The 15822-nt window shown below is 42.8% G+C and carries 15 protein-coding genes and 1 riboswitch; of the genes, 6 read left to right on the top strand and 9 right to left on the bottom strand.

What is annotated here, in order from left to right:
- The first annotated feature begins 110 nt into the window (after positions 1 to 110).
- Positions 111 to 1025, top strand: a complete 915-nt coding sequence (locus BK582_RS21535; RefSeq protein ID WP_078597006.1) for an aldo/keto reductase — start codon at positions 111 to 113, stop codon at positions 1023 to 1025.
- Between the two features lie 150 nt (positions 1026 to 1175).
- On the opposite strand, the gene BK582_RS21540 is transcribed toward BK582_RS21535, so the two are convergent.
- Positions 1176 to 1793 carry a TlpA family protein disulfide reductase gene (locus BK582_RS21540; protein ID WP_078597007.1) on the bottom strand — a complete coding sequence of 206 codons (618 nt, stop codon included), beginning with the start codon at positions 1791 to 1793 and terminating at the stop codon, positions 1176 to 1178.
- Positions 1794 to 2059: 266 nt separating this feature from the next.
- On the opposite strand from BK582_RS21540, the gene uppP reads away from it, so the two are divergent.
- The gene (gene uppP, locus BK582_RS21545) at positions 2060 to 2893 is read left to right on the top strand and encodes an undecaprenyl-diphosphatase UppP (RefSeq protein ID WP_078597008.1); all 834 of its coding nucleotides are present in this window, start codon (positions 2060 to 2062) and stop codon (positions 2891 to 2893) included.
- A 123-nt stretch (positions 2894 to 3016) separates the two neighbouring features.
- Here the strand turns inward: uppP and BK582_RS21550 are convergent, their stop codons facing one another.
- A complete protein-coding gene (locus BK582_RS21550) occupies positions 3017 to 3544 on the bottom strand; it encodes a PTS sugar transporter subunit IIA (RefSeq protein WP_078597009.1) in 528 nt (175 codons plus the stop codon).
- Between the two features lie 207 nt (positions 3545 to 3751).
- Positions 3752 to 3853, top strand: a riboswitch (purine riboswitch).
- A 198-nt stretch (positions 3854 to 4051) separates the two neighbouring features.
- Here BK582_RS21550 and BK582_RS21555 point away from each other — a divergent pair.
- Both BK582_RS21555 and BK582_RS21560 read left to right on the top strand, forming a co-directional pair.
- On the top strand, positions 4052 to 4648 hold the full coding sequence (locus BK582_RS21555; protein ID WP_078597010.1) for a xanthine phosphoribosyltransferase: 597 nt from the start codon (positions 4052 to 4054) through the stop codon (positions 4646 to 4648).
- Between the two features lie 20 nt (positions 4649 to 4668).
- The gene (locus BK582_RS21560; RefSeq protein ID WP_078597011.1) at positions 4669 to 6192 is read left to right on the top strand and encodes a uracil permease; all 1524 of its coding nucleotides are present in this window, start codon (positions 4669 to 4671) and stop codon (positions 6190 to 6192) included.
- Positions 6193 to 6249: 57 nt separating this feature from the next.
- On the opposite strand, the gene BK582_RS21565 is transcribed toward BK582_RS21560, so the two are convergent.
- The 3 genes from BK582_RS21565 to asnB all read right to left on the bottom strand — a co-directional run bounded on the left by BK582_RS21565 (position 6250) and on the right by asnB (position 9915).
- The gene (locus BK582_RS21565) at positions 6250 to 7125 is read right to left on the bottom strand and encodes a Cof-type HAD-IIB family hydrolase (protein WP_244895454.1); all 876 of its coding nucleotides are present in this window, start codon (positions 7123 to 7125) and stop codon (positions 6250 to 6252) included.
- Positions 7126 to 7203: 78 nt separating this feature from the next.
- Complete coding sequence (locus BK582_RS21570; protein ID WP_078597012.1) at positions 7204 to 7947, bottom strand: SDR family NAD(P)-dependent oxidoreductase; 744 nt, start codon at positions 7945 to 7947, stop codon at positions 7204 to 7206.
- 123 nt (positions 7948 to 8070) lie between these two features.
- The gene (gene asnB / locus BK582_RS21575) at positions 8071 to 9915 is read right to left on the bottom strand and encodes an asparagine synthase (glutamine-hydrolyzing) (protein WP_078597013.1); all 1845 of its coding nucleotides are present in this window, start codon (positions 9913 to 9915) and stop codon (positions 8071 to 8073) included.
- Positions 9916 to 9999: 84 nt separating this feature from the next.
- Between asnB and BK582_RS21580 the strand changes: the two genes are divergently transcribed.
- On the top strand, positions 10000 to 10659 hold the full coding sequence (locus BK582_RS21580; RefSeq protein ID WP_169911193.1) for a hypothetical protein: 660 nt from the start codon (positions 10000 to 10002) through the stop codon (positions 10657 to 10659).
- A 140-nt stretch (positions 10660 to 10799) separates the two neighbouring features.
- Here the strand turns inward: BK582_RS21580 and BK582_RS21585 are convergent, their stop codons facing one another.
- From BK582_RS21585 to BK582_RS21600, 4 genes are all read right to left on the bottom strand, one after another.
- Positions 10800 to 11270, bottom strand: coding sequence for a low molecular weight protein-tyrosine-phosphatase (locus tag BK582_RS21585; RefSeq protein WP_078597015.1), 471 nt, complete (start codon positions 11268 to 11270; stop codon positions 10800 to 10802).
- Positions 11271 to 11367: 97 nt separating this feature from the next.
- Positions 11368 to 11754 (bottom strand): hypothetical protein, encoded by a 387-nt coding sequence (locus BK582_RS21590; RefSeq protein ID WP_078597016.1) that lies wholly within the window; start codon positions 11752 to 11754, stop codon positions 11368 to 11370.
- Between the two features lie 125 nt (positions 11755 to 11879).
- Positions 11880 to 13148 (bottom strand): Y-family DNA polymerase, encoded by a 1269-nt coding sequence (locus BK582_RS21595; protein WP_078597017.1) that lies wholly within the window; start codon positions 13146 to 13148, stop codon positions 11880 to 11882.
- A 298-nt stretch (positions 13149 to 13446) separates the two neighbouring features.
- The gene (locus tag BK582_RS21600) at positions 13447 to 14241 is read right to left on the bottom strand and encodes an SDR family NAD(P)-dependent oxidoreductase (RefSeq protein WP_078597018.1); all 795 of its coding nucleotides are present in this window, start codon (positions 14239 to 14241) and stop codon (positions 13447 to 13449) included.
- Between the two features lie 231 nt (positions 14242 to 14472).
- On the opposite strand from BK582_RS21600, the gene BK582_RS21605 reads away from it, so the two are divergent.
- Entirely contained in the window at positions 14473 to 15786 is a 1314-nt protein-coding gene (locus BK582_RS21605; RefSeq protein WP_078597019.1) for a phytoene desaturase family protein, read from the top strand.
- Positions 15787 to 15822 lie beyond the last annotated feature (36 nt).

The raw sequence follows: 15822 nt of genomic DNA on the forward strand, positions 1-15822 counted from the left end.
GAACAGAAAAGAAAATACTCTGCATTTGAAGCTTAAGCAGCTTGTTGTTACCATTTAAAATAAGGGTAATGCAAATAAGCGAAGAAATTATAAATAAACGAGGTGGAAAAATGAAGAAAAACCGTTTAGGCAATTCAGAGCTATTCGTATCAGAAATCGGCTTTGGCTGTATGTCTCTCACAGGCAATTACACAGAAGATGAGCGCATAATCCATGAAGCAATAGATGGTGGAGTTAATTATTTTGATACGGCCGATTTGTATGATTTCGGGATGAATGAGGAAACAATTGGCAAAGCCATTAAAGAAAAACGCCAGGATATAGTTCTCGCTACAAAAGGAGGCAATGAATGGGGGAAAGGAATTGATGGCTGGCGCTGGAATCCGTCGAAGGATTACTTAAAAAATGCGGTTAAAGATTCCTTAAGACGTCTTAATACAGACTATTTAGATTTATACCAGCTGCACGGAGGCACCATAGAAGACCCTGTAGAAGAAACGATTGAAGCCTTCGAAGATCTAGTTAAAGAGGGAGCTATCCGCTATTACGGAATTTCGTCGATCAGACCTAATGTCATCAAAGCATACGCCGAGAAATCCAATATCGTAAGTATTATGATGCAGTATAGTCTTCTGGACCGCCGCCCCGAAGAATGGTTTGGCCTGTTAAATGAAAGCAACATTTCGGTAATTGCCCGGGGGCCAGTTGCTAAAGGACTTCTTACTGATCAATTTGAACAGCGGTTAAAAGAGGACGGATACTTAAGTTACAGTAACGAAGAACTGAAGAAGACTCTGGGCGATCTTAATAAAGAAGCGAAGTCTCATGAGATAAGCCTTCAGCAAATGGCCCTAAGATACGTGGCCGGGCAGCCTGTTGTTGCTGCAGCAATTCCCGGAGCCAGCAAAATCAGCCAGGTAAAAGATAATATATCTGCTGCTGAGGTTCCTCCTCTGTCTGAAGAGCTTGTGGAAAAACTGCAGAGAATTACAAAAGAAGATTTTTACGAAAATCACAGGGACTGAGTTTATCAGCTAAAAGAGGCTAGGACAAAATATATTTTACTAAAAAAGAATGAGAACCAGAATAGGAGCATAGACACCGCTCCTCATCATTCGTTTTTAAAGTTAAATATTTATCTCTGTCCCAGCCTCTAAATTTATTATCCAGGCTGATTAACTTTGTTCATATTGCTCTCTCGCCTCTGCAAGGAATTCTTTAAGAAGCTCGTAATTTACATAACCCTGTCTCCTGATAACTATTTCACCTTCAGGATCAATTACATAAGTAATCGGTATTCCCATTACCTGATAACTGTTATACACATCTCCATCCTGGTCCATAAGTGTAGGGAAAGGCATCGGAAAATCCTCGATGAACTGGGCGACTGAATCTTCATTTCGCTCCGTAGTTGTCATATTAACACCGACCACCTGAACATCTTCATTTTCATAATCCTCTGAGAACTGGATAAAATCCGGCATTTCTTCTCTGCATGGGGGACACCATGAAGCCCAGAAGTTCATGACCACAAAGTCTCCCTGAAAGTCTGATAAACTCTTTTCATCATCAGTACCGAAAACCGGCAGCCTGAAATCCACAGCCTGCGCCCCGGCCTGTGGTCCAGTGCTTTCATGTTCACTCTGTCTTTCATCTATTCCGCCGCTCTCCAAATATTCCTGAAGCCGCTGCTCATTGGCTGCCTGCTTTTGAGAGTGGTCGTTTACAATGTATGATCCTGTGCCAATAGCTGCGATTAATATAAATAATGTGATCAGTTTCCTGCTTGTCATAGGGGCACCTCCTTCTCCTCACCTTCCAGTATAAAGGTTTTTTCTCGTCTACAAAAATAATTAGAGTAATTTTCACAATCTGTTCATCTTCTCCTCCTGGTATGTATATTTATATAATAAGATTCATTAGGACTTGCTTTGCTAAATTTTATTAACCTGACACTGTAAAATCTGTTAAAATGAAAAAGTCTCGTATGCTGTGCAGAAAAGATGTAGTTATGATAGTCATTTTTATTACCATTAATGTGTATGAAAGGAAGATCCTCTTGAGTTTATTTGAAGCAATTATTTTTGGTATAGTACAAGGGCTGACAGAATTTCTCCCTGTATCCAGCACGGCTCATATTGTTATTACACAGCTTGTTTTCGGCTATACTTTTCCAGGTCTTGCATTTGAAATATTTCTCCATCTGGCTTCCGTAGTCGCTGTTACTTTATATTTCTGGAAAGATCTCTGGAATGTTATTAAAGGTTTCTTTCGCTTTTTAGCAAAAAGAGAACAGGAGGACAAAACTCAGTTTTTCTTCGGCCTGTACATACTGGTTGCCACTTTAATTACCGGAGTGTTAGGAGTTGTTTTATCTGACCTTGCAGCGGATTCTATAAAGACTCCTCCATTCATCGCCGGGGCCCTGGTGATTACAGGGCTGGCTCTGATTTTTATTGAACGGTTCCACCGTTACGGTAATAAAACGGAGAAGACCATGACTTTCTGGGATTCCGTTCTTGTTGGCCTTGGCCAGACGCTGGCTGTTATACCCGGTATATCCAGGTCCGGGGCAACCCTCGTTGTCTCTCTTCTCGCCGGCCTGAACAGAGAAACAGCAGTAAGATATTCTTTCCTGCTGTCAATTCCTGTAATCCTTGGTTCCACCGTCCTGGCAGTCGGAGATATCTCGGCCGAAGTTATTGAGTATATCGGCGTTGGGAATCTGATTGTTGCATTCATAGTAACATTCATCTTCTCTATTATAGGAATCATCTGGCTCATCGAATTCCTGAAAAAGAGCAAGCTTATCTATTTCGCAATTTACTGCTTTGTCGTTGCTATTCTTGTAGTAGCTTTTCTTGATCCAAATCTGATCATGGAAGTGGAATAAATCGAACCCTGTATTTACACTTGTTTATATAACGCTAAAAAAGGTACCAATTATCTAATTACGATAATTGGTACCTTTTTACTTTAAAGAGGCTGTTTTCTCCCAGTCTCTTTCTCCTTAGTATTAGCTGTTGACTGTCATCACTACCGTTTCACCTGCTGATGCATTATCAGTATTCTCGTTTTTCTCGATAGATTGTACAGCATCCCCATTTGTGATAATTACAGGAGTAATTGTGCTTTCCGCCTTTTGTTCCACAAGCTGCATATCAAACTCAATCAGTTTGTCCCCTTTGGCGACTTTATCTCCTTCTTTAACAAACGCTTTGAATCCTTCCCCTTGCATATTTACAGTTTCAATCCCAATATGAATAAGAATTTCAACGCCGTTTACTGTTTTAATTCCCACGGCATGTTTAGTAGGGAACACTTGCATAATTTCTCCATGCACAGGTGATACAACGGTTCCTTCTGAAGGGACTACAGCTACTCCGTCCCCCATCATCTTCTGTGAAAAAGTAGGATCGGGTACTTCGGTGAGTGGTACTACTTTTCCGCTCATAGGGCTTGCAAGTACATCCTTCCCATCAGCTTCAGGCATTTCTACTTCTTTCGATTTATTTTTATCAAGTCTAAATAGTTTTTTTAACATGCGAATCACCTTCCAGTTCAGAAATTAGTTTTTTTTGTATATACATGTTACACATGAGGTAGGTCTATTTTATTAAAAACCGCGATAGTTTGTAAACGAATATCACTTGAAAAGAAAATTACATTTTTTTCCGAACATTAATTACCGACAGGAAGATATAGTTCGGAAAAATTAGTTTGCTGATACAGATTAATATGCTATAATCAGTTCATCTTAATAATTAACACTCGTATAACTGTGAGAATAAGGCTCACGAGTCTCTACCAAACGACCGGAAATTGTTTGACTACGAGTGAACGGCCTCTCGCAGGAACTTTACATTAGCGTTTGTTAAATTAATGCTGGTTATGTATAAATTGTTTCCCTGTTTTTCTCCTGGAAAAACCCGAGAAGACCATTCACTTGGAGTCACAGTGATGGTCTTCCCGGGTTTTTTTTATTGTTTTGCGCTTCAACCCGGAATCTGTTCGAGAGATTCTCAAAAAGTTTAACAGGAGGAGTTAGAAAATGGAGCTATTAAAAGATTATATACAGAACAAAGGCAGTGTTGTTAACGATGGAGTCTTAAAAGTTGATTCATTTTTAAACCACGCTATTGATCCATCATTAATGGATGAGATAGGAAAAACCTTCGCCAAAAAATTTAAAGATGACGGTATTACTAAAATATTGACCCTGGAGTCATCGGGGATAGCACCTTCCTTAATGGCTTCTCTGCACCTCGGCTGCGGCCTCGTTTTTGCCCGGAAAAGAAAATCACTCACTATGCTTGATGGGCTTTTCACTGCAGAGGTTTATTCATTTACAAAGCAGCAGAGCAACGAAATTGCTGTTTCCAAAGACTTAATTTCCAGCAAGGACAAAATTCTGATCATTGATGATTTCCTTGCAAACGGCCAGGCTGCTTTCGGATTAATTGAAATCGCTGAGCAGGCAGGTGCCGAAATAGCAGGAATCGGTATCGTTATTGAAAAGGCTTTTCAGCCAGGGCGTAAGCAGCTTGAAGACTCTAGTTACAGGGTGGAATCTCTCGCCCGTATCCGTTCATTAACTGATGGAAAAGTAACTTTCCTTGCAGAAGAAAAACAGCCGGCAAGCCGGTAATCAGAAAAGGAGCCAATACTATGAACTCAGCAAAAGCAATTAATTATCCATGGTTTAAAAGAGAAGATACTGATGCTTTCTTTGCCCTCTTTCAGAACAACCTTGCAAATTTTGTAATTATCACAGTTACGATGCTGGGACTTGGCTTTCCCGCTTCCCTCGTCTTCGGAAAGGTTATTCCCGGGGCAGCAGTCGCTGTTATTTTCGGAAATTTATACTATGCTTATATGGCCGGACGCCTCGCGAAAAAAGAAGGGCGTACAGATGTTACCGCCTTATCATACGGAATCAGCACCCCGGTAATGTTTATCTTCCTGTTCGGAGTCTTAGTTCCTGCACATGCTCTGACCGGTGATCCGGAACTTGCCTGGAAAATCGCTCTTGCAGCCGCGTTTCTCAGCGGATTGATTGAAGTTCTCGCAAGCTTTACCGGGAAATGGCTTCAAAGAAATCTCCCAAGAGCTGCAATGCTCGGAGCCCTTGCTGGTGTAGCTCTGGCGTTTATCGCTGGTGAAATGCTTTTTAAAACACTGGAGATGCCTGTTGTAGGGCTGTTCGTTCTTGCTGTTATCCTGTTAGGGATTGTTGGAAAGGTTTCTCTTCCGTTTAAAATTCCGGCTTCTCTTTTTGCCATCATTATAGGTACAGTAATGGCGTTCGGTCTCGGTTATGCAGATATTAGCACGGTAAATGAGGGACTCGGAAACCTTGGATTTTATCCAATCCTCCCTTCCCTTGCTGTTTTTGAAGGTTTTCAGTATTTGCTTGGAGCTGCGATCGCACTTCTAGCTGTTTTACTGCCTATTACCATTTATAATGCAATAGAAACAATGAATAATGTGGAAGCAATGGCCGCGGAAGGCGACAATTATGATGTAAGGGAATGCCAGGCTGTCGACGGAGTCGGCACAATGCTCGGAGCTGTTTTCGGCGGGATGTTCCCTACTACAGTTTACATTGCTTCCGTTGGATCAAAATGGATGGGAGCAGGACGGGGATACAGTATTCTTAACGCTGGCGTTTTCTTCATAGCCGCCATGTTCGGTGTTATTGCAGCTCTTTCAGCAATCATTCCTGTTGCTGTAGTTGCCCCAATCCTTGTTTATGTAGGTATTTCTATGGTCTCTTCTGCCTTTGCTACAAACGAGAAAAAATACTACATTGCTGTTTCAATCGCAATGCTTCCATATTTCGCAAACTACCTGATGACACGATTCAACGGCAATAATCCGGAAATGATCGCAGATCTGTCTGCCGGGATTGTGCCTCTGGGACAAGGTGCTATGTTTACAGCCATTATTTTAGGTGCTATTACAGTTTTCCTGATTGACCATGAATATCATAAAGCTGCTCTGTTCTCTTTCATCGCTGCATTTTTAAGCTTTATCGGTCTGATGCACGCTCCATCTATGGGCTTCGCAGCGGCAGCGGATTATGCAGCAGGCTACGTTCTCATCGGTGTTTTCTTTGGAGCTTACTACTTAAAGGATATTCGTGTTGCAGCCCGTGAGAAAACGAAAACCGAAGCGATTGCCGGTGATTGATTACTTTCAGTTTACAGAAGAAAAGCCTGGCGGGAAATGTTCCGCCAGGCTTCTCCTTTATTTTTTAACGCCAAGTATTCGATTTATAGCCTTTGCGACTCCCGCATTAACATTTTCATCTGTTACCTCATCGCAGATTTGTTTCACTTCTTCTTCAGCATTTCCCATGGCTACCGAATACCCTGCCGTTTTCATCATGGAAACATCATTAAAGTTATCACCAATTACCATCATATTTTCAACAGGGATGTTGAAATGACGGGACAGCTGCCTGATCCCTTCCCCCTTCGTAGCGCTGATATGGGTTATTTCCAGATTTTCTTTGGCAGATGAACTGACAGCTACATCCATTTTTCTCGTTAGCTGATGTTTCGCCCGGTTCCGTTTTTCATCATCCTCTGTAAACGCGAGAATTTTAAATAACTCAACACCCTCCTGCTGCAACAATGCATTGTAGTCATCTGTCATGTTAATGGCACCTTCTGCAAAACGCTCTTCTGCGAGACTCATCACTTCATCATAGCTCCCGAACTTCCCTGTGTTCACCAGAAGATCCACAATAACATCAAGCCCTCTTTTGGCGTTATTCGAGTAAGCCCCTTTAGTCGTATATACTTCATAATAGAGCTTTTCCTCTTCAAGTATGGCCTGCATTGCCACGAAGTCTTCATAAGTTAAAATCTGCTGGTGAATTATTTCCCCGTCTCTTTCCCTTACTTCTGCTCCATTAACACACACGAGCGGCAGGCGGAGATCCGCTTCCTTCAATGGCATAACAGCCTCTGTGTAGTCTCTTCCGGTAGCAACAGCTACTTCAATTCCCTGTTCTATTGCAGCATGAATAGCTTTAATATTTTCCGGCGAAATCTCCCTGCCATCGTTAAGCAGTGTACCGTCCATATCTGTAGCAATTAATCTGATGTCTTTCGTCATTTTGTACATCTCCCTTTGTATTCTCAGTTGTTGTTTTATTTATATTTGGTAGTCCGTCTGCACGGTTCAATTGACCGTTTAATCCCGGTAAATCATTTTTCTTGTCATCCCTCCGTCTACCACAATATTTTCTCCTGTAACAAAAGAGTTTTCAAAGTCTGATAAATAAAAACAGGCTTTAACGATATCTTCCGGATTCCCCACTCTTTTTGAAAAATGCTGTTCATGATCCTCACTGCGCAGCTCATCGTAGTTTGCAGTTTCAATCCAGCCTGGACTTACGCTGTTTACCCTGACTTTTCCTGCCAGACTTGCTGAGAGGGCATGAGTCAAAGCGATTATGCCTCCTTTTGAAGCAGCATACGCTTCTGAATCCGGCTCGGACATCGTGGCTCTCGTAGAGGATATATTAATGACCGACCCTCCAGCTGAAAGATGAGCTGCTCCATACTTAGCAAACAGAAAAACACTGCTTAAATTAGTATGGATGATCTCTTTCCATTCATCAAAGCTGAGCTCCTCAAGAGGAACAAATCTGGATACTCCAGCGTTGTTTATAAGTATATCCAGCTTGTCCCCCTTCGATATAACAGTCTCAATGACGGCCTTTACATCCTTTTCCTTTGAAACATCTCCTTCCACAAAGACCGCTTCCAGACCTTTTGCTGCAAGCTCTTTTTCGAGCGTTTCTCCTGCCTCTCTGTTCCTGTCACAAAAATAAACAAAAGCTCCTTCTTCTGCGTACCTTTCGGAAAGTGCCTTGCCGATTCCCTGCGCTCCGCCAGTCACAAGAACGGTTTTCCCTGAAAACTTTCTGCTCATTTTTATCTCATCCTTTCACAAAATATTTAAAATGCTTGTCCTTCCATGCCGAATGAAAAATCCCGCCTTTTTTTCAGAAGGCAGGATATTTCCTGGTTACGTATCTATATTGAGCGGTCCTTGTTACCATTTTAGCATGACTTTGTTTTCAGTAAGCCAGTAATGCACCTGAAGCAGATGGGCTATCAGCTGTGGTCCTGTCATAAGCTGCCCGAAATACGGCTGTTTAAACGAAGCTCCCTTTGTATCAATAAGCTGCTGCAGCTGTTTCTTCTCAAAAATTTCCGTAAGAGGAGTCTCCTTGTCGATAACCTTTTGCAGACCGTTTGCGGCGAGCCTTACATAGTCCGGATGGTGAGTTTTTGGATAAGGGCTTTTCTTCCTGTAAAGCACATCGTCAGGCAGAATCCCTTCAAGTGCTTTTCTTAAAATTCCTTTTTCTCTTCCACCCAGCATTTTCATCTCCCATGGTATGTTCCATACATATTCCACGAGCCGGTGATCAGCAAAAGGCACTCTTACTTCCAGGCTTGCCGCCATGCTCATCCTGTCTTTCCGCTCCAGTAACGTGCTCATAAACCAGATCATATTGACATAAAATAACTCTCTTCGTTTTTTATCCAGACCTTTTTCCCCATCGAGATGAGGTACTTCTTTTAATGTTTCCTCATATTGCTTTTCCACATACTCTCTGAGGCTAAGCCTGTTTTTCAGCTCTTCCTTCAGCAACCCTTCCCTTTCGCCGACAGAATTCATCCACGGAAAGATTGGCTGACTCATCATCTTTTCATCATGAAACCATGGATAGCCCCCGAATATCTCATCTGCACATTCTCCTGAAAGACCTACTGTAACGTCCTGTTTAATTTGTTCACAAAACCATAACAGCGACGAATCAATATCTGCCATCCCCGGCAGGTCCCGGCTTTTTGAAGCTGTTTTAAGATAGTCATACAGGATCTCATTAGATATGACGCAGGTTCTGTGGCTTGTTCTGTAGGATTTTTCCATTTTATGAATCCACTGTTTATCTGAGTCCGGCTGAAATTTACTTGATTTAAAATAACGGTCATTCTCTTCATAATCGATGGAGTATGTTTTCAGCTGCCCTCTGCCATTCTTCTTCAGATAATCTGCACTTATCGCTGTGATTGCACTGGAATCCAGGCCTCCGGACAGAAAGGTACACACCGGAACGTCTGCCACAAGCTGGCGCTGGACTGTATCGATAAATAAAGAGCGAACCCGTTCTGCCGTTTCCTCCACTGAATCAGTATGGGGCCTGCTCTCCACCTGCCAGTACCTTCTGATTTCCAGTCCTTCTTTCGAAAATCTCATCCAGTGCGCCGGCCGTAATTCTTCCATCCCCTTATAAATACCATGGCCCGGTGTCCGGGAAGGGCTTAGTGCGAGGACTTCTCTTAATCCACCTTCTTCAAGTACGGGGTCAATATCTTTATGTTTTAATATTGCTTTAATTTCCGAACCAAAGACAACACCATCACCCAGTCTGTAAAAAAACAGCGGCTTTACACCGAGGCGGTCTCTTGCCAGGAATAACTGCTGTCTTTCTCCGTCCCAGACAGCGAAAGCATATATTCCATTTAATTTATCGAGGCAGCTCTCCCGCCAGTGGATATAAGCTGTCAGCAGAACTTCTGTATCTGAATGGGTTCGGAAAGTAAAACCTGCTGCCTGAAGCTCTCTTCTCAATTCCTCTGTATTATACAATTCACCGTTATAACAAATAGTATAGGAGTTTTCCCCATGAACCTTTGTCATGGGCTGTACTCCCCCTTTAAGGTCAACTACTGCGAGCCTTGTATGCCCAAAGGCTGCGTGCTCCTCCAGCCACAGCCGGGAATCATCAGGACCGCGTTTTTCCAACGTGCCTGTTATCGCTGCCATCGTTTTCTTCTCACCTTTTAAGGAACGGCTGAAGTCGATCCATCCTGTAATGCCGCACATCCTGTATCCCCCTTATAAGCAGACAAACTTTGTGATCGCCTGTTACATAGCGAAAATAAAGTATAAATAGTTTTGCACTTTATTATGGTATTCATTTTTTATCCATCTGTGTCTTCTGGAGACAATCAAACAGAATCGCTAATTCCAGCCTTCCTCCTAAAACCCTTTAGCTCTGCAATGGCATCAGTTTCCTGTACTATAAAAAAAGCCTGTATATATCCAGGTAAGCAGTTCGTACCTTGGAAAAAATCCAAGCTGATTTTCAAATTACAAATACTGCAAGAGCTTCTTGCATCCCCTGAGTTTCGGATTTTCAATTTTCAAGTACCGCAAGAGCTTCTTGCATCCCTTGAGTTCCGGATTTTCAATTCTCAAGTACCGCAAGAGCTTCTTGCATCCCTTGAGTTCCGGATTTTCAATTCTCAAGTACCGCAAGAGCTTCTTGCATCCCCTGAGTTCCGGATTTTTGATTTTCAAGTACCGCAAGAGGCTCTTGCATCCCCTGAGTTTCGGATTTTTAATTTTCAAGTACCGCAAGAGGCTCTTGCATCCCCTGAGTTTCGGATTTTTAATTTTCAAGTACCGCAAGACCTTCTTGCGTACCCTGAGTTCCAGATTTTTAAATCTCAATTACCGCAAGAAAATCCACTGCACTGTAAAGTTACAGCAAATAACACAATGACAACAGTTATTATAATTATGTTATTTGTGCTGATTTTTTGCAGGCTGATACAGTGTCATTAATATCCAGTAATCGTTGATATATAAACGAACATAAACAGACCAAACCCTTAGATTTGGCCTGTGCTGTTTCATATTTTCTCCAGCTTGTGAAATCAGATTGCCTCAGAATAAGCCTGACAAGCTCCCATTTAGAAAACCCGTTATACATTCTCCTGTTTCCGGATATGCTCCAGCAGGCGTTCGCACCCTTCCGTGACTAATTCGTACACCTCCGGAAAGTTCCCGGTAAAATACGGATCCGGCACGTCAGCCGAGGCAGCCGACGGGACGAAATCGAGCAACCGGGCTACCTCTCCAATCTTTTCTCTTCCCCTGAGTTTGTTAAGATTTCCTATGTTCGAAGCATCCATTCCAATAATATAATCGTAATTTTTCAAGTCATGGGAAGTTACCTGTCTTGCGGTAATCCCGTTATGGTCAATACTATTTTCATCGAGAATTTTCAATGTCCCTTCATGAGGACGGCTGCCAATATGCCAGTCCCCCGTGCCTGCGGAATCTGCAGTGATTTTATTTTCCAGCCCCGCCTCTGCCGTTTTCTGCCTGAAGATAGCTTCTGCCATCGGGGATCTGCAGATGTTTCCTAAACATACAAATAATACTTTAATCACTGGCTATCTCTCCTTTTGCCGACATTCTCCGTTCATTTTATTATTATATTCCCCGTTGCGCCAGTAAAATATATAAGACAGAAAAAAACCTCCTGGATTATCCAAGAGGCTGAAGGACTTTCTCTTCTTCAAGTAAATAACTGAAATTACGGCGAATATCTTTTAACACCTCTGCTAAATCCTCATACTCCACTCCGATTTGATACTTTTTTATACTGGTCAAAGAAAGAGAATCATTCGGGTGAGCAGTGAGGATCTGGACGATTTCTTCAGGATCGCATTCAATCTCTTCTACTCTTTCTCCTTCACAATGGCAATCAGCATTTTCAAATCTTTCATATACTATATATATGTCCTCCCTGGTAACTTCGGCCAGCAATTCCCTTGTTTCCACCAAATCTTTTACGATCATTTGAAAGACACCCTCTTTTCCGTTATTTTCCCGGAAGCAGTCTTCCGGATAAAAGTTTGTGAATGTTGTCACTTTCTCCCTGCATCTTTAATATACAACTTATTCAGGCTGCATGCGGAAAAAAATGTGACTATTCCTTTAACATTCTGGGAGAAGAAGGCGCAGACAGCCAGAATTCTTCCCGGCTCTCTGCTGCTTCATTTTTTATGCCCTCCCACAAGGGTGTTTCGGTGTCTCGCTGTTCCTCCTTCGGTATAGGAAACTGCGCGAAGGAGACTGTTAGCTCCATGCTTGCGGCGGATTTCATCCATAGCGTATCCAAGAGCCCGCTGTTTAGGTCTTTCGTTATTAAAAAGATTCAGCTGTATCACATCGTCGTTATAAATATTTGAAAGTGCCACAGAAATGCGGCGGACAATACTGCCGTTGAAATTTCTCCGAAAAATGTCTAAGCACACATGGTAGATTTCCATTGTGATGTTCGTAGGTTCCTGTACCGTCTGCTGCCTGTAAAATCCAGGTTCACTGACAGCTTTGCTGTAGCCAAGCCCCAGGCAGATTGTCTGTCCGGCTTTTTTTTCTTTTCGGGCCCTTGCTGCAACTTCCTCACACATTTCAAGAATAACCCGCTTAATTTCCGTTTCGTCCTTATAATCCCTGAGAAGAATCTGGCTTTTACCATAGCTGATCTGCCCGCTTAAAATCGGGGCACCAAGTTCCGACAAGTCAACCCCGTTAGCATGGTAATATAACTGGTTCCCCATTATCCCGAACTCTTTTTCCAGCTTGTGCAGAGGATAGTTCGCAAGCTGCCCTACAGAAAAAATCCCCATCCGGTGAAGCCGCTTTTCCACCCTTGAGCCAATTCCCCACATTTTCTGCAGGGGGGATACAGGCCACAGCTTTTCTTCTACGTCTTCATACCCCCAGCTTGCAATACCTCCTTCTGTCTTTTTAGCTTCAAGGTCAAGGCAGAGCTTGGAAAGAAGCATGTTAGGACCGATTCCCACAGCACAGCTAAGGCCAAACTGATGATACATGTCCTTCTGAATTCTGGCAGCCAGTTCCTGCGGGCTCCCCCACAACCGTTCCGTACCGCTTATATCGAGAAAACTTTCATCTACACTGTATGTGTGAATCGCCTCCATCGGCACATAACGATGAAAAAGCTCTGTCACTTGCACAGAGATATTTAAGTAGGTGGCCATAGCCGCGTTTACGAGCTTAATCTTTGGGTCTTCCGGCACTTCAAACAGCCGGTTTCCTGTTTTTATTCCAAAGTCCCTTTTCATCGCCGGAGTCGCTGCAAGAATCACACTTCCCTCCCTCTTCGTGTCTCCTACTACCGCAAGATGGCACGAAAGAGGGTCAAGGCCCAGCGATACAGCAGCACAGCTGGCATAAAAACTTTTCATATCTATGCACAGAACCATTCTTCCAGACTTTTGCTGATTATCCCACCTCATTGTTGCCTCCTTCTCCTGAACAGGGAACAAACGTTCTCGTCTGTGTTTATTATATTCCCCGTTCTACTTAATATTCAACTGGAAATTAATGTTTGGGGGAGAAGATGAAAAGAAGGTGAGGTATGAAACTAAAGAAGGAGGAAGGAGGAAATAAAAAAATGGCCACACCTGAATAAAGTGTGCCCATAACGGATTTAATTGAAAATGCGGAAACTAATCTGGACAAATATTTAAGTTTTTACTAAGATTTGTCCAGCAAATCACCATTAAAAACTTCCTCCCCAGGCGGCTTTATTTTTCACTTTTTCTTAAACTGGCTGCCGGCAACAGCTTCTGTAAGTCCGGGAAATAACTGATAAAGCTTAGCCCCGAGCCCCATCCAGAAGGGCAGATTAACTTCCCTTTTAGGTTTTTCAATTAAATTGACAAGACGAAGAGCGACTTTTTCCGGATCAAGCATGAATTTTTCCACGTTCTTGCGGTATTCGCCGGTACTGTCTGCTGTGTGGAAGAAGTCTGTCCGTACCGGACCTGGATTGACAACACTTACATGTATGCCGCTGTGGTCCAGCTCCATACGCAGACTGTTTGCAAAGCCGAGTAAAGCATGCTTCGTAGCCGAGTACCCGGAAGATTTTGGGGTTGCGAGTTTTCCCGCAAGTGAAGCAATGAAAATAATATGTCCGCTTCTCCTCTTCCTCATCTGGGGAAGAACCGCTTTTGTACAGGCAACAGCACCGTATAAATTAACATCAAACATTGCTCTGAAGTTATCCAGGCTGCCTTCTTCCACAGATTCAAAGATTCCAAAACCTGCGTTATTAATGAGAGCATCCACCGGCCCCGCTTCGTCCGAAATCTCGTTAAAGACTCTTTCAACTTCCTGTTCATTCGTAACATCCAGTTTAAAAGTAAATGGTGTAATTCCTGTTTCCTTTTTAATGGCTTCGGAAACAGCCTGCAGTTTTTCTCCGGAGCGGGCAAGGAGAACCGGGGTCCCTCCTCTTTTCGCAACTTCAAAAGCAGCATACTGCCCGATGCCCCGGGAAGCACCAGTAATTACCACCGTTAAGTTTTTCCAATCAGTTCTCATTTTTCTCTCCCTTTCTCTGCTTAGGGCGGAAATACTCACTTATATAAAAAGCTGCTTCCAAAGATGGAAAAAGGCCCTTAATATTCAGGCCAGAAATCCTTCCTTTTCACCCCGCGTATATTAAGCTATAATTAAAGACATATTATGCTATTTTATACTATTATATAAATCAACCATTTTATTATACAACAACACTTTGTCTTGCCTGGCTGATTAGGAGGTATATCGCTTATGAAGAAAAGCCATTACGACGCAGTTATCGTCGGAGGGGGCTTAGCTGGATTATCAGCAGCTGCTTATCTTGCCCACAGCGGAAAAAAAGTAGCTGTCATCGAAAGAGGAAAACTTGGCGGCCGAGCCATGACTATAAAACTAAAAGGCTTTCAGTTTAACTTTGGTGCTCACGCGATTTATGGACGGGACCAGTCTTATTTGACAAAAATCGAACAGGAACTGGGATTAAAGTTGTACTGGTCTGATTTTACCCAGTTGAAAGCGAAATACGACCTTGGAGATGAAGTGTCTGTAGTGCCTACCAATATAGGCGGCCTTCTCCAGACAAAACTATTAAGGGGAATGGATAAATTCCGCTTCGCCTACCATATTATGTTTACGATGCTCGGTTTTGAAAAGGGTGACCCTGATGTATCTATAAAAGAATGGCTGGACGGGAAAAAAGTAAGCCCTGCTGTAAAAGAAATGATGCTTAACCTTGCATCGACAAACTTCTTTACCGGAGAACCGGAACGAATTCCTTCAGATGTATTCTTCGGCTATTATCGCAGGCTTTTTAAAACGAATATACCGGTCAGCTATATTCAGGGGGGCTGGAGAAGCCTGATTGAAGAATTTATAAAAATTATTGAGAGTAACGGCGGAGAAATCATTACGAAGACAAGGGCAAACGGCGTGACCACGGAAAAAGATAAAGTGACCGAAGTGCGCACTAAAAAAACAATCTATACTGCGGATGACTTTGTTTTCGCCATCCCTCCCGAGGAACTGAAAGAGCTGTTTTCAGAAACAGAGCTTGAAAAAGAGCTGGAAGATTATACAGATTACGAACCGACTTACGTTATGTTCTATGATGTAGGGTTAAAAAAACGTATCGACTCGCAATATACCTATATTTTTGATAAAGACCGGCAGATTTTCATCACCGATATTTCTTATTATGATATGGAGGCTGCACCTCCGGGAGGACAGCTGCTTCAGGCTGTTGCCTATCTGAAAAAAGAGGAAGTAAACAATCCGGACGCATATACTGATATTAAAGACAAAATTGAAGAATTTTACGATAAACACTTTGAAGGCTGGCGGAAACAGCTGATCGTTCCCCGGGTATCAAAAACTGCTGTTGTGCAGGCAATAAAATGGACGATGAAGCAGCGGGGACTTCCAACATCGTTCCCTCAGTATTCAAACGCACATTTTGCAGGAGACTGGTGCCAGGGGGCCGGCCAGCTTTCAGAACTCTCCTTCTCAAGCGCCTATAATTCATGCCAGCGGATTTTAAAAAAAGAGACCAGCAAACAAGTGGGCTGACTGGGCCCGGGTAAAATTTAATCGAAAAAAAGCCTG

This window comes from Evansella clarkii, from assembly GCF_002019695.1.
In the GTDB taxonomy this organism is placed as follows: domain Bacteria; phylum Bacillota; class Bacilli; order Bacillales; family Salisediminibacteriaceae; genus Evansella; species Evansella clarkii.

Bases quoted from the DNA above. Each gene is read 5' to 3' on its own strand.
- BK582_RS21580 (WP_169911193.1), top strand. From the start codon at position 10,000: ATGGTATTCATTTTTTATCCATCTGTGTCTTCTGGAGACAATCAAACA.
- asnB (WP_078597013.1), bottom strand. From the start codon at position 9,915: ATGTGCGGCATTACAGGATGGATCGACTTCAGCCGTTCCTTAAAAGGT.
- BK582_RS21540 (WP_078597007.1), bottom strand. From the start codon at position 1,793: ATGACAAGCAGGAAACTGATCACATTATTTATATTAATCGCAGCTATT.
- BK582_RS21550 (WP_078597009.1), bottom strand. From the start codon at position 3,544: ATGTTAAAAAAACTATTTAGACTTGATAAAAATAAATCGAAAGAAGTA.
- BK582_RS21555 (WP_078597010.1), top strand. From the start codon at position 4,052: ATGGAGCTATTAAAAGATTATATACAGAACAAAGGCAGTGTTGTTAAC.
- BK582_RS21565 (WP_244895454.1), bottom strand. From the start codon at position 7,125: ATGACGAAAGACATCAGATTAATTGCTACAGATATGGACGGTACACTG.
- BK582_RS21605 (WP_078597019.1), top strand. From the start codon at position 14,473: ATGAAGAAAAGCCATTACGACGCAGTTATCGTCGGAGGGGGCTTAGCT.
- BK582_RS21535 (WP_078597006.1), top strand. From the start codon at position 111: ATGAAGAAAAACCGTTTAGGCAATTCAGAGCTATTCGTATCAGAAATC.
- BK582_RS21570 (WP_078597012.1), bottom strand. From the start codon at position 7,947: ATGAGCAGAAAGTTTTCAGGGAAAACCGTTCTTGTGACTGGCGGAGCG.
- BK582_RS21595 (WP_078597017.1), bottom strand. From the start codon at position 13,148: ATGAGGTGGGATAATCAGCAAAAGTCTGGAAGAATGGTTCTGTGCATA.
- BK582_RS21600 (WP_078597018.1), bottom strand. From the start codon at position 14,241: ATGAGAACTGATTGGAAAAACTTAACGGTGGTAATTACTGGTGCTTCC.
- BK582_RS21560 (WP_078597011.1), top strand. From the start codon at position 4,669: ATGAACTCAGCAAAAGCAATTAATTATCCATGGTTTAAAAGAGAAGAT.